Here is a 12,737-nt window from a genome sequence, read left to right as displayed (position 1 = left end):
CCGCGGCATGGAGCTGATTGACGTCATCGACCCGCAGGGGCAGGTGGTGGGGCGCGCGCCCCGCGAGCAGATCTACAGCCAGAAGCTGCCCCACCGCATCGTGCATGTGCTGGTGGAGCGCGACGACGGCAAGGTCTTCCTGCAGCGGCGCTCCCGGCAGATGACCTTCATGCCCGGCCACCTGTGCACGTCCGCGGGAGGCCACGTGGGCGCGGGCGAGGCGCCCCTGGAGGCCGCCCGGCGGGAGCTCCTGGAGGAGCTGGGCCTGGAGGGCTCGCTGGCGCCCGTGGCCGAGTTCGTCTTCGACGACGGGCACCACCGGCGCATCTTCCTCTACCGCGCCCGCCTGGAAGGCCCGCTGCGCTTCTCCGAGCGGGAGGTGGACGGCGGCCTCTTCCTGGCGCCGGACGAATTGGGGCGCCTGCTGGACGAGCCCTGTCATCCCCAGCTGTGGCCCTGTCTGGAGCGCCTCTTCCCCGGGCCGAGCGCCGACGCGCGGACGCGATGGAAACCGTCCTCTACTCGCTGACGTCCGTCCTGTTGCGGTCGGGGAACAGCGTCTTCGACCGGCTCAGCTACGGGCTGCGCCGCCAGTCCATCCTCGTCCTCAACTTCGCCAACAACTTCGTCCCGTTCCTCTTGCTGGCGGCGCTGACGCCGCTGCTGCCCATGGAGGACAGGGCGGGGTGGGCGCTCTACGGCAACGCGAGGCTCGCGCTGTTCGCGGTGAGCGTCCAGGGGGTGGCCTTCGCCTTCTCCTACGGCTTCCGGAACCTCACGGTCGCCCGGGTGAACATCGCCTCGCGCATCGGGGATGTGCTCATCCCCCTGGCGCTCATGCTGTCCGGCCGCGCGGTGCACTGGACCGAGTACCTGTTCGCCCTCGCCGTGTCCGGCTGCTCGCTGCTGGCGGCGGGAGGTGGCTCGGACAACCGTCGCGCCCTGTGGCTGCCGGCGTTCTTCATCACAGCGGCCGTCGTCGTGCAGAGCCTCTGCGGGGAGCTCTTCTTCCAGGGCCAGCCTTCGGGCGTGGCGTCCAACCTGGAGGTGAGCACCGCCTTGATGTTCTGGCGGAGCGCGGCCTGCCTGGTGTTGCTGCTCCTCTTCGGCGCTCGGGGGACGCTGGGGGCGCGGTTGAGCGAGCTGGTCGTGGACAGCCGTGCACGCACCAGCCTGCTCGTGCGCGCCCTCTTCACGGTGGGCAATCAGGTCGCCTTCGTCATGGCGCTGGCGGCGGGCAACCGCGTCGTCGCCTGGCCCATCCTCAACTCGGTGACGCTCTTCTCCCTGGTGTTCGCCAACGCCTTCATCCAGGAGGCGCCCGCGCGGCGCGAGGTGTTCGCCGTCGTGGCCATCGTCTCGCTGGCCGTGCTCAAGGCCGCGCTGTAGCGCGTGACGACGCCAGGTCCGGCAGCACCTGGTCCGCGAAGCGCAGCGCGAGGGCGGTGAGCGTCAGCGTCGGGTTGATGGCGCCGTTGTTCGGGAAGTTGCCGTTGGTGAGGGCGAACAGGTTCTTCGTCCCGAAGACGAGGTGCCTGCCGTCCACGACGCCCGAGTCCGGCGTTCGGCCGAAGCGCGCCGTGCCCACCGAGTGGTCCGCCCGGCGAATCACGCCCGAAACCCAGACGTCCGACTCGCGGCAGCCCGCGGTCTTCATCACCTGCATCAAGGTGTCGGTCATCCACTGCCAGCGCGCGGCGAACCCCGCGTCCACCGCGTAGTGAAGCTCCACCCGGCGCTCGCCCGGCGTGCCCGTGAAGCGCAGGCGGTTCTCCGCCTGGGGGAACTCCTCGATGAAGCCATGGAGGTTGAGCCGGCTCTCCCGGCCGAACGAGGCGATGTACCCGGGCGCCAGCTGCTCCTCGCGGACCCAGGCCTGCAGGTCCGGCTCCTCCGGGTACTCGGAGAAGATCATCTTCCCGGCGGCCTGCTGCTCCGGCGTGTCGAAGTGCCGCGAGAAGAGGGCGGGCATGGGGACCTCGCGCCCGTTGAACGCCCGGGGTGGCTTCGCCAGCTTGCCCTCGAGCTTCAGCATCGGGTGGGTAATCAGGTAGCGCCCGAGCGCGGGCAGGCGCTGCTCATCGAAGCCCGAGTGCCACAGCAGCTTGGGCGTCTCCAGGGCGCCCGCGGCCACCAGCACGGCGTCCGCGTCCAGCGTGGCCGTGCCGCCCTCGGCGGTGCGGTAGGTGACGCCCTGGGCCACCTCGCCATTCATGCGCACGGCCAGCACCGGGCTGCTCGCGAGCAACCGGAAGCCCGGGTGGGACTCCATGTCCGCCAGCAGCAGGGTGGGGTCGAAGCGCGCGCCCATCGGGCAATACCGGCACGTGCCAAACGTCATGCACGGGCCGCCCACGCCCTCGCCGCCGGGGCCTCTGCGCGACATGGGGATGTGGTCGTAGGTGATGCCCAGCGCCTTCAAGGCGTGGCGCACCGGCTCCGACTCGATGGGATAGGGTGGGCTGTTCCACTTGAAGGGCCGCGAGCGCCAGGGCGTGGGATGTCCGTCCGCGGGCGCGTGGGGGCCGGTGACGTTCAGCAGGGACTCGGCCTGGCCGTAATAGGGCTCGAGCTGGGCATAGCCGAAGGGCCAGTCGCTGCCCTTGCCGGTGCGCTTGCGCAGCTCCAGGTCCTCGGGCTGGAGGCGCGGCGTCCAGCCGCTCCAGTGCAGCGTGGATCCGCCCACCGCCATGAGCCGGCTGCCCTTGATGAGGAAGTGGTCGCGCGCGGGCTGGACACCGGGGCGCGAGTTGGCGTCACCCTGCGTGTCCTCACAGGCGTGGTAGGGCCGCACGCCCGTGGTGACGAAGTCCAGCCAGCGGCGCGAGTCCCGCATGGGCGTGCGAGGGCCGGCTTCGAGCATCACCACCTCGTAACCCCGCTCCAGCGCGGCGCGGGCGGTGATGACCGCGGCAACCCCACTTCCGACGATACACAGCCTCATGGTTGTCAATTCCTGTCAGCGGCCGCGCTGACTACAGCTCGTCCGAGGCGTGAAAGGAGCCCGACTCGCGTGGTTCGTGCCAGAGCCCGCCCATGTGGCCATTCATGTTGCCGAAACCAAACGTCCGGAAGCCCCCGCCGACCAGGGACATGATGGCCAGCTCACCCACGACCTTCACGCGGTGGAGCTCCGGCAGCTCGGAGAGCCACTCCACCGAGAGCTGCTCGGGCCGCTGCACCGCCGCCGCGAAGCGGGTGTAGGTGGCCAGGTACGAGGGGCGCTCCTCGCATTTGAGGCGCAGATGGCCTTCCAGCAGCGCCTCGTCGAGCTGACCGTCCATGCCCACGAAGCGCGCGAGCCGGCGGGCCGTGTCGAGCAGGGCGTCCCGCACGTCGTCGGGGAGGGGCCCCGCGCTGTCGGGCGCGATGAGCCGCAGGGGCGCCGCACCCACCGTGGGAGCCGCGAGCCGCGGGCGAAGCGCGCCGCAACTGGAGGCCACCACGCCGATTCCCAACCACTGCAGGAGCTGTCTGCGATTCAGCAGCGCTTCCGTCAGCACTGTCTCAGTGGAGGGAGATGGTTTCACGGCGTTGTTCATGACGCGCTCAGCCCCCATGCTGCCCCAGTCTTCCCAGGGGAAGCAAGGGTTGCTGAGATTACCTCGTTTGCTGTCGGTCGGTCTTGATATGCTGTGCGGACTGGAGACTGCAATGAAGCGTTTTCTGTGGCTGTCTGTTGTCGCGGTGGCGTCGGTGTCCAACGTGGCGCTCGCGAGCGAGGCGCTCGCGAAGGCCAAGAACTGCACGACGTGTCATTCCGCGGCGGCGCGGCTGGTCGGTCCCTCGTTCAAGGAGATTGCGGCCCGCTATGCGAAGCAGGAGGGCGTGGAGGACAAGCTGACGCAGCGCGTGCGCAAGGGCGGCAGCGGCGCCTGGGGCGCCATTCCGATGCCGGCGAACGCCCAGGTGTCGGAGGCCGAGGCGCGCGCGCTGGTGAAGTGGATCATGACGCAGAAGTAGCGTGAACCGCCGCTGCCCGTGGCTTCTCTCCCCGTGGGACGTCCGGTATAGACCGGGGCCATGGCGTTCATCGCGTTCTCCACCATCAAGGGCGGCGTCGGCAAGACGACGCTCTGCGCGCATGTGGCGGCGGCCCTCGCGGATGCCGGGCGCCAGGTGCTGCTGCTGGACCTGGACCCGCAGGCCCATGCGTCGCTGGTGCTGGGGCTGGAGAGCCGGGAAGGCCCGTGCGTGGGGGACGCGCTCGGGCCCCGTCCCAGGCACACGCTGGCGCAGGTGGTGGTGGCCTCACCGAAGCGGCCCGGCCTGTTCATCGCCCCCGCCGCGCCGCGCATGGCCGCCCAGGAGCGCGAGCTGTTCCAGTGGGGCCACCGCCTCCAGGCGATTCCGCGCGCGCTCAAGACGCTGGGGTGGACGCCGGACGTCATCCTCGCGGACACCCCGCCCAGCATCGGCGCCTACACCGAGGCCGTGCTCGCCACCGCGGACCTGGTCGTGGCCCCCGTGCCCACCGGCGCCTTCGCGCTCCAGGGCCTGGGCGAAATCGAGACCGCCTGGCGGGACGTCCGTGAGCAGGGCGGCGAGCTGGTCGCGGTGGTGAACCTGTGGGACCGCCGCACCACCGCCACCAACGAGGCCATGGAGGGCGCGCTGAGCGAGTCCACGGTGCCCGTGCTCCGGGCGCGCATCCCGCGCTCGGAGTCCATCAACCAGGCGGGGCTGGGCTACGAGGTGGTGTTCGACACGAGCCCCCAGGCGGCCGGCGTGGAGGAGCTGCGGGCCCTGGCGCAGGAGCTGGCGAAGCGCGTGGGCCTGCGCTGAAACGGCGAACGGCACCGTCCGCCACGAGGGCGCACGGTGCCGTCCAGGCGAAGCCGAATCAGAGGTGGTAGTGGCCCGAGGCCTCGGGCTGGTACGGCACCGCGACGATGCGCAGCCGCTTGGAGCGTCCGCCCGGCAGCGGCCAGGTGATGGACTGCCCCACGGACAGGCCGATGAGCGCGCTGCCGATGGGGGCCAGCACGGAGATGCGGCCGTCGTCGCTGCTGGCGTCGCGCGGGTAGACGAGGGTGACCTCCCGGCGCTCTCCTGACTGTTCGTCCTCGAAGACGACCTTGCTGTTCATCGTCACGACTTCGGGTGGGATCGCTTCCGAAGGCACGACGCGAGCCCGGGTCAGCTCCGCGTCGAGCATTTCCGCGAACTCAGCCGTCCGGCCGCCTCCGTTGTGGTCCACCACCTGGCGCAGGCGCTCCAGGTCGGTTTCGGTCACGATGAGGGACTGCTCGCTGGCCATGTCACGGGCCTCCTGTGGGAGGAAGTTATGGGTTAAGCCCATTCTAACTGCCCAGCCCGCGGTTTATTCCCGAGTCGTTCCCAAAACGACCCGGGCGTCCAACTTCGCTCAGAAGGCGCAGTCGGCGCCCCGGGTGGGCAGCACGGAGCGCCCCCCGGAAAGATAGGCATCGCAGGCCTTGGCGGCTTCGCGGCCGTCCGACAGGGCCCAGACGATGAGGCTGGCGCCCCGGCTCGCGTCCCCGGCGCAGAACACCCCGTCCGCGGACGTGGCGAAGCGCGCGTCCACCTGCACCGTGCCGCGGGGCGACAGCTTCACCCCCAGCGCCTCGGAGAGGTTGCCCGCCTCGGGCCCGGTGAAGCCCATGGCCAGCACCAGCAGGTCCGCTTCGAACGACACCTCGGTGCCGGGACGTTCGATGAGGCGGGGCAGGGCGCCGGGCTCGGGCTGGAAGTCGACCTCCACGGCGTGCAGCGCCTGGAGCCGTCCGTCGCTGCCCGTCAGCCGCTTCGTCATCAGCGCGAAGCGGCGCTCGCCGCCTTCCTCCTGGCTGGTGGAGGTGCGGAAGATGACGGGCCACCTGGGCCAGGGGTTGCCCTCCGCGCGCACCGCGGGCGGCGCCGGGAGCAGCTCCACCTGCCGCACGCTCGCCGCGCCCTGGCGCAGCGCGGTGCCCAGGCAGTCCGAGCCGGTGTCGCCGCCGCCCAGCACCACGACGTGCCGGCCCGCCGCGTCCAGGCGCGAATCCTTCTGGCCATGCCCCGAGACGAGCCGGTTCTGGTGCTCCAGGTACGTCATGGCCTGGACGACGCCGGACAGCTCGCGTCCGGGGACCTCCAGCTCGCGCGGACGGCGCGCGCCCAGGGCCAGCACCAGCGCGTCATGCTTCGCGCGCAGCTCGCGGTAGCCCAGGGCCCCGCCCACGTCCACGCCGGTGACGAAGGTGATGCCCTCCGCCTCCATCAGCGCCAGGCGCCGGTCCACCACGGACTTCTCCAGCTTGAAGTCGGGGATGCCGTAGCGCAGCAGGCCGCCCGCATGGGCGTCCCGCTCATACACGGTGACGGTGTGCCCGGCCGCGTTGAGCTGCGCCGCCGCCGCCAGTCCCGCGGGCCCGGAGCCCACCACGCCCACCGTCTTCCCGGTGCGGCGCGCCGGAGGCCGGGGCTTCACCCAGCCCTCCTTGAAGGCCCGCTCGATGATTTCCTTCTCCATCTGCTCGATGGTGACCGGGTCCCGGTCGATGGCGAGCACGCACGCGGCCTCACACGGCGCCGGGCACAGCCGGCCCGTCATCTCCGGGAAGCCATTGGTGCGGCTGAGCAGGTCATACGCCTCGCGCCAGCGCCCACGGAACACGGCCTCGTTGAAGTCGGGGATGAGGTTCCCCAGGGGACAGCCCTGGTGACAGAAGGGGACGCCGCAGTCCATGCAGCGGCCGGCCTGCCGCCTGGCCTCGTCGGGGGCCAGCGGCAGCGCGAACTCGCGCCAGTCGCCCAGCCGGTCCGCCGTGTCCCGCTTGTCCGCGTGGACGCGCTCCCACTCGATGAATCCCGTCGGCTTACCCATGGCTCAGGCCCTCCCCGCCGCGGACCGGGGCGGCGGCAGTGGATGTGGACTCCGGCGGTTTGCGCGCCGCGCGCCGCGCCTGGAGGACCCGCTTGTAGTCCGTGGGCATCACCTTCACGAAGCGCGGCACCATCAGCTCCCAGTTGTCCAGCACCCGCCGCGCCAGCGCGCTGCCGGTGTGGTGCAGGTGCCGCTCCACCATGCCGTGCACCAGCCAGATTTCGGACTCGTCCACCAGGGACTCCAGCTCCACCATCTCCAGGTTGCAGCGCTGCCGGAAGGACTGCTCGCGGTCGAGCACATAGGCGATGCCGCCGCTCATGCCGGCCGCGAAGTTGCGCCCGGTGGGGCCCAGCACCACCACCGCGCCGCCCGTCATGTATTCGCAGCCGTGGTCGCCCACGCCCTCCACGACGGCCTGCGCGCCGCTGTTGCGCACCGCGAAGCGCTCCCCCGCGAGCCCCCGCAGGTACACCTCGCCGGCCGTGGCGCCGTAGAGCGCGGTGTTGCCCACCAGCACGTTCTCCTCGGCGGTGAAGCGGCTGGCCTGCGGCGGGTAGACGATGATGCGCCCACCGGACAGGCCCTTGCCCACGTAGTCGTTGGCGTCGCCCTCCAGCTCCAGCGTCACGCCCTTCACCACGAAGGCGCCGAAGCTCTGGCCCGCGGAGCCCTTCATCCGGACATGGAGCCGGCCATCCGGCAGCCCCTGGCCCCCGTGACGCCGGGCAATCTCCCCCGACAGCAGGGCGCCCACGGCGCGGTGGGAGTTGGCCACCGGCACGGTGAGCAGCATGGGCGGCCCGCCGTCCAGCACCCCGCGGGCGTCGCGCAGCAGCGCGTGGTCCAGGTGGTCGGACACGTCCTTGATGCGCGGCGCGGTGCAGTGGCGCGGCTCGCTGTCCGGCGCGGCCGGCGCGGCCAGCAGCCCGGACAGGTCCACGCGCCGGGCCTTCCAGTGGTCCACCGCCGGGCGCTGCCGCAGCAGGTCCACGCGGCCCACCAATTCCTCCAGGGTGCGGGCGCCCAGCGCGGCCATCCGCTGGCGCAGGTCCTCCGCGATGAGGAGGAAGAAGTTCACCACGTCCTCGGGCTTGCCCTGGAAGCGCTCGCGCAGCCCCGCGTCCTGCGTGGCGATGCCCGCCGAGCACGTGTTGAGGTGGCACTTGCGCAGCATGATGCAGCCCACGGCCACCAGGCTGGCGGTGGCCATGCCGAACTCCTCGGCGCCCAGGAGCGCGGCCACCAGCACGTCGCGCGCGGTGCGCATGCCGCCGTCCGCCTGCACGCGGATGCGCGAGCGCAGCCCGTTGTGCACCAGCACCTGCTGCGTCTCCGCCAGCCCCAGCTCCCAGGGCAGGCCCGCGTGCTGGATGCTGGACAGCGGCGAGGCGCCCGTGCCGCCCTCGTAGCCGGAGACGACCACGCAGCTGGCGCCGGCCTTGGCCACGCCCGCGGCGATGGTGCCCACGCCCACCTCGCTCACCAGCTTCACGCTGACCCGCGCGGCCGGATTCACCGACTGGAGGTCGTAGATGAGCTGCGCCAGGTCCTCGATGGAGTAGATGTCGTGGTGCGGCGGCGGCGAGATGAGCGTCACGCCCGGCGTGGACCAGCGCACGCGGGCGATCCGCGCATCCACCTTGTGGCCGGGCAGCTGGCCGCCCTCGCCGGGCTTGGCGCCCTGGGCCACCTTGATCTGGAGCTCGTCCGCGTTGACCAGGTACTCCGTGGTGACGCCGAAGCGCGCGCTGGCCACCTGCTTGATGGCGCTGCGGCGCGAATCGCCATTCTCATCCCGCGTGTAGCGCCGCGACTCCTCGCCGCCCTCGCCGCTGTTGGAGCGCCCGCCCAGCCGGTTCATGGCGATGGCCAGCGTCTCGTGCGCCTCCGCGCTGATGGAGCCGAAGGACATGGCGCCGGTGACGAAGCGCCGGGCAATGGCGAGCGCCGGCTCCACCTCCTCCAGCGGCACCGGCGCGCGGCCCTCGTGGGAGACCTCCAGCAGGCCGCGCAGGTTGCAGTGCTCGCGCGTCTCGTCGTCCGCCAGCCGCGAGTACTCCGCGAAGGTGGCGGCGTCATTCTCGCGCACCGCCGCCTGGAGCCTGGCGATGGTGGCCGGGTTCCACTTGTGCCGCTCGCCCAGCCGGCGCCAGCGGTACTGGCCTCCCACGGGCAGCATGCCGGCCTCCACGTCCGCCTCCGCGCCGAAGCCGCGGGTGTGGCGCTCCTGCACCTCGCGCCCCAGCTCCGGCAGGCCCACGCCCTCCACGCGCGACGCCGTGCCGGTGAAGTGCCGCTCCACCAGCGCGCGCTGGAGCCCCACGGCCTCGAAGAGCTGCGCGCCACGGTAGGACTGGAGCGTGGAGATGCCCATCTTCGACATCACCTTGAGCAGACCTTCCTCCACGGCGTGGATGAAGCGGTCCTGCGCCTTCTCCGCGTCCACGGCCAGCTCGCCGCCGTCCGCCAGGGCCCGAAGCGTGTCCAGCGCCAGGTACGGGTTCACCGCCGCGGCGCCGTAGGCGAACAGGCAGGCGAAGTGGTGCACCTCGCGCGCCTCCGCCGTCTCCAGCAGCAGGCCGGTGTACATGCGGATGCCGTCACGGACGAGCCGCTGGTGCACCGCGGACATGGCCAGCAGCGCGGGGATGGCCGCGTGCGCCGCGTCCACGCCGCGGTCGCTCAAGAGCAGGATGCTGGCGCCGGCGTCCACCGCGTCCACGGCCTCGGCGCACAGCTTCTCCACCGCCGCCTCGAGCGCTCCCTCGCCGCCGTCCAGGGCGTAGAGGAGCGACAGGCGGCGCGTCTCGAACAGGCCCTCGTCGTTGATGGCCGCCAGCCGCGCGAGCTGTCCGTTGGTGAGGATGGGGCCGGGGAGGGACAGCCGGTGGCACTGCTCCGGCGTCTCCTCGAAGGTGTTGCTCTCCGGGCCCAGCGCGGTGGCCAGCGTCATCACCAGCGACTCGCGCAGCGGGTCGATGGGCGGGTTGGTGACCTGCGCGAAGAGCTGGTGGAAGTAGGAGAAGAGGCTGGGGGCCTGGTCGCTGAGCACCGCCAGCGGCGTGTCCGTGCCCATGGAGCCCACCGGCTCCTTGCCCGTCTCCGCCATGGGCGTGAGCACCGAGCGCACGTCCTCGGCGGTGTAGCCGAAGGCGCGCTGGGCCCGCCACAGCTCCTCGCCGCGCAGCCGCACCGGGGCGGCGACGGCGGGGAGGTTGTCGAAGGTGTAGACGTTGCGCTGGAGCCAGCGGCGGTAGGGCCAGCGCGTGGTGATATCGCGCTTGACCTCCTCGTCCTCCAGGATGCGGCCCTCGGTGGTGTCCACCAGCAGCATGCGGCCCGGCGTCAGGCGGCCCTTGCGGCGCACCTGCGCGGGCGGCACGTCGATGACGCCCATCTCCGAGGCGAGGATGATGCGGTCGTCCTCGGTGACGAGGTAGCGCGCGGGCCGCAGGCCGTTGCGGTCCAACGTGGCGCCGATGAGCTGCCCGTCCGTGAAGGCGATGGCCGCCGGGCCGTCCCACGGCTCCAGCAGCGCGGAGGAGTATTCGTAGAAGGCGCGCCGCTCGTCGGACATCAGCGCGTCGCCCTCCCACGCCTCCGGAATCATCATCATCAGCGCGTGGGGCAGGGGGCGGCCGCCCAGGTAGAGCAGCTCCACCATGTTGTCGAACTGCGCCGAGTCGCTCTTGCCCGGGACGATGATGGGCTGGAGCGCCTCCAGGCTGCCGCCCAGGCGCGCTGTCTGGAGCAGGCCGCGCCGCGCGGTCATCCAGTTCCGGTTTCCGCGCAGGGTGTTGATTTCACCGTTGTGCGCGATGAAGCGGAACGGCTGCGCCAGCTCCCACGTGGGGAAGGTGTTGGTGGAGAAGCGCGAGTGGACCAGGCCCAGCGCGCTCACGAAGTCCGGCTGCTGCAGGTCGCAGTAGAAGCGCGGCAGGTCCGCCGGCAACAGCAGGCCCTTGTAGACGAGCGTCTCCGACGACAGCGACGCCACGTGGAAGCGGCCCGTGGGGTCCACGCCGCGCGCCTGGACGAGCTTCTCCGTCAGCTTGCGGATGCGGTACAGCTTCCGCTCGAAGGCGCTGGGCACCATGCGCCGGCGCGCCACGAAGAGCTGGCGGATGACGGGGGCGGCCTCACGGGCCACGGGGCCCAGGTGCTCCGGGTCCACGGGCACGTCGCGCCAGCCGAGCACGCGCTGGCCCTCTTGGACGACGACCTCCTCGAAGGCGGCCTCACAGGCGGCCCGGGCCTCGGGCTCGGGCGGGAGGAACACCTGCCCCACGCCGTAGTGCCGGCGCGGCGGGAGGGCGAAGGGCAGCTTCGGCGACTCGCGCTCGAAGAAGCGGTGGGGGAGCTGCACCAGGATGCCCGCGCCGTCGCCGGTTCGTGGGTCCCTGCCCGCGGCCGCCCGGTGGCTGAGCCGGTTGAGGAGCTCCAGGGCGTCCTCGACGATGCCGCGCGAGCGCTCACCCCTCAGGTGGGCGACGAATCCCACGCCGCAGGCGTCATGTTCGGTGTCCGGCTCGTACAGGCCGTACCGACCGGGGCGGAATGCCGACATCTAGAGTCCCCTTTCCCGACGACGCGGGATGTCATCAATAATTCTGTGTCGCAACACGCTAACGCGCTGCGTTGGCTGGCGTAAAGGGAAGTCCCTGACCCACGGTGCGAGGAGGGCGGGGTGAAGAGGGACCTGGCTGGCCCGGGATGAACTACAGTGCCGCGCGCTGTCACATTCCGGCGGTGGCCATGGGGCTCCGACGCCTGGATGCCGCGCCGCGCGAGGTCGCTCCCATGCCGTACACGCCCATCATCGGCACGCTCGGCTACGTGATGTCGCCGGACGGGCAGCGCGTGCTGCTCGTCCACCGCAACGCCCGCCCGGAGGACGCCCACTACGGGAAGTTCAACGGCCTGGGCGGGAAGCTGGAGCGCGACGAGGACGTGGCCGCCTGCATGCGCCGGGAGCTTCGCGAGGAGGCCGGCATCGAGTGCACGCGGATGGTGCTGCGCGGCACCATCTCCTGGCCGGGCTTCGGCAAGCACGGAGAGGACTGGCTGGGCTTCGTGTTTCGCATCGACGGCTTCGAAGGCACCCCGCTGGAGCGCAACCCGGAGGGCTCCCTCTCCTGGGTGCCGGTGGCGGACGTGCAGGGCCTCAACCTGTGGGACGGCGACCGCCACTTCCTGCCGCTGGTGTTCGACGCCGACCCCCGGCCGTTCCATGGCGTCATGCCGTACGCCGGGGGCCGCGCGCTGAGCTGGTCCTTCAGCCGCTTGTAGGGTCGCGAACCGTCCGTGGAGCACCGGGCGGGCATTCCAGCGCGCGGAGGAAGTTTTACTCAGCGAGCGTTGACGGATGAGGGCCGTGGGGGTATCCCCGTCCGTGGTGAAAATGAGAACGATTCTCAATTTCGGGTTTCGGGAGCCCGCCGGGGAGGTCGCCTCCGTGGTGTTGGCTCAGCCCGCCGGGGCGCTCTTCCGCATGGGGGATGCGGCTGGCGTGGAGGGGTTCTGGAGCCGCTGGAGCGGAGCCGTCGTCGTGGCGGTCGTGCTCCACGCGGTTGTCGTCGCGGCGGGGCTGTCCGTGTCCCCGGCGCTGCCGAAGACGGTGGTGCGGGAGGAGCCGGAGCTGGTGTTGCTGGCGCTCGCCGCGCCGCCTCCGCCGCCGCCCGCGGGAGGTGGAGGGGCGCGGCCGGCCGCGAAGAAGGACGTGCGGCGCCAGGCCCGGCCCAAGCCCGTGCAGCGGGTGATGCCGGCCCCCGTTCCCCGGCCCGAGCCGGTGACGGAGGTGAAGCCAGAGACGCCCCCTGAGCCGGAGCCCGTGGTGGCTCCCGAGCCCGTTCCCGAGCCCACGGTGGCGAAGGTGGAGCTGGCGTCCGCGAGCAGTGAGGTGTCC

At 71.6% G+C, this 12,737-nt stretch carries 10 protein-coding genes and 1 pseudogene; 6 read left to right on the top strand and 5 right to left on the bottom strand.

Annotation, left to right across the window (positions count from 1 at the left end):
- The first annotated feature begins 7 nt into the window (after positions 1–7).
- Positions 8–529 carry an NUDIX hydrolase gene (locus G4D87_RS08030; RefSeq protein ID WP_163780572.1) on the top strand — a complete coding sequence of 174 codons (522 nt, stop codon included), beginning with the start codon at positions 8–10 and terminating at the stop codon, positions 527–529.
- Positions 505–1,389, top strand: coding sequence for a hypothetical protein (locus G4D87_RS08025; RefSeq protein WP_163780570.1), 885 nt, complete (start codon positions 505–507; stop codon positions 1,387–1,389). The genes G4D87_RS08030 and G4D87_RS08025 overlap by 25 nt, the downstream gene beginning before the upstream one ends.
- On the opposite strand, the gene G4D87_RS08020 is transcribed toward G4D87_RS08025, so the two are convergent.
- Together G4D87_RS08020 and G4D87_RS08015 are read right to left on the bottom strand one after the other, a co-directional pair.
- The gene (locus G4D87_RS08020) at positions 1,373–2,944 is read right to left on the bottom strand and encodes a GMC family oxidoreductase N-terminal domain-containing protein (protein WP_163780568.1); all 1,572 of its coding nucleotides are present in this window, start codon (positions 2,942–2,944) and stop codon (positions 1,373–1,375) included. The two genes, G4D87_RS08025 and G4D87_RS08020, sit on opposite strands and share 17 nt — an antisense overlap.
- Before the next feature lie 31 nt (positions 2,945–2,975).
- A complete protein-coding gene (locus G4D87_RS08015; protein ID WP_240358097.1) occupies positions 2,976–3,530 on the bottom strand; it encodes a hypothetical protein in 555 nt (184 codons plus the stop codon).
- Between the two features lie 124 nt (positions 3,531–3,654).
- Between G4D87_RS08015 and G4D87_RS08010 the strand changes: the two genes are divergently transcribed.
- Entirely contained in the window at positions 3,655–3,963 is a 309-nt protein-coding gene (locus tag G4D87_RS08010; protein WP_163780566.1) for a c-type cytochrome, read from the top strand.
- A 60-nt stretch (positions 3,964–4,023) separates the two neighbouring features.
- Positions 4,024–4,785, top strand: a complete 762-nt coding sequence (locus tag G4D87_RS08005; RefSeq protein ID WP_163780564.1) for a ParA family protein — start codon at positions 4,024–4,026, stop codon at positions 4,783–4,785.
- A 58-nt stretch (positions 4,786–4,843) separates the two neighbouring features.
- On the opposite strand, the gene rnk is transcribed toward G4D87_RS08005, so the two are convergent.
- The 3 genes from rnk to gltB all read right to left on the bottom strand — a co-directional run bounded on the left by rnk (position 4,844) and on the right by gltB (position 11,399).
- Positions 4,844–5,260, bottom strand: coding sequence for a nucleoside diphosphate kinase regulator (gene rnk / locus G4D87_RS08000; RefSeq protein WP_163780562.1), 417 nt, complete (start codon positions 5,258–5,260; stop codon positions 4,844–4,846).
- 108 nt (positions 5,261–5,368) lie between these two features.
- Positions 5,369–6,829, bottom strand: a complete 1,461-nt coding sequence (locus G4D87_RS07995) for a glutamate synthase subunit beta (protein WP_163780560.1) — start codon at positions 6,827–6,829, stop codon at positions 5,369–5,371.
- Positions 6,822–11,399, bottom strand: coding sequence for a glutamate synthase large subunit (gene gltB, locus G4D87_RS07990; protein WP_163780558.1), 4,578 nt, complete (start codon positions 11,397–11,399; stop codon positions 6,822–6,824). Before gltB ends, G4D87_RS07995 begins: the two co-directional genes overlap by 8 nt.
- Before the next feature lie 233 nt (positions 11,400–11,632).
- Between gltB and G4D87_RS07985 the strand changes: the two genes are divergently transcribed.
- Positions 11,633–12,121 (top strand): NUDIX hydrolase, encoded by a 489-nt coding sequence (locus tag G4D87_RS07985; protein ID WP_205507475.1) that lies wholly within the window; start codon positions 11,633–11,635, stop codon positions 12,119–12,121.
- A 112-nt stretch (positions 12,122–12,233) separates the two neighbouring features.
- Positions 12,234–12,737 (top strand): annotated as a pseudogene (locus tag G4D87_RS07980) (energy transducer TonB); the annotation flags it as partial.

Origin of the sequence: Myxococcus vastator (genome assembly GCF_010894475.1) — a bacterium.
Taxonomy (GTDB): Bacteria; Myxococcota; Myxococcia; order Myxococcales; family Myxococcaceae; genus Myxococcus; species Myxococcus vastator.
Note: the sequence above shows the minus strand (reverse complement) of the source record. Positions and strands in the feature narration are given on the sequence as shown.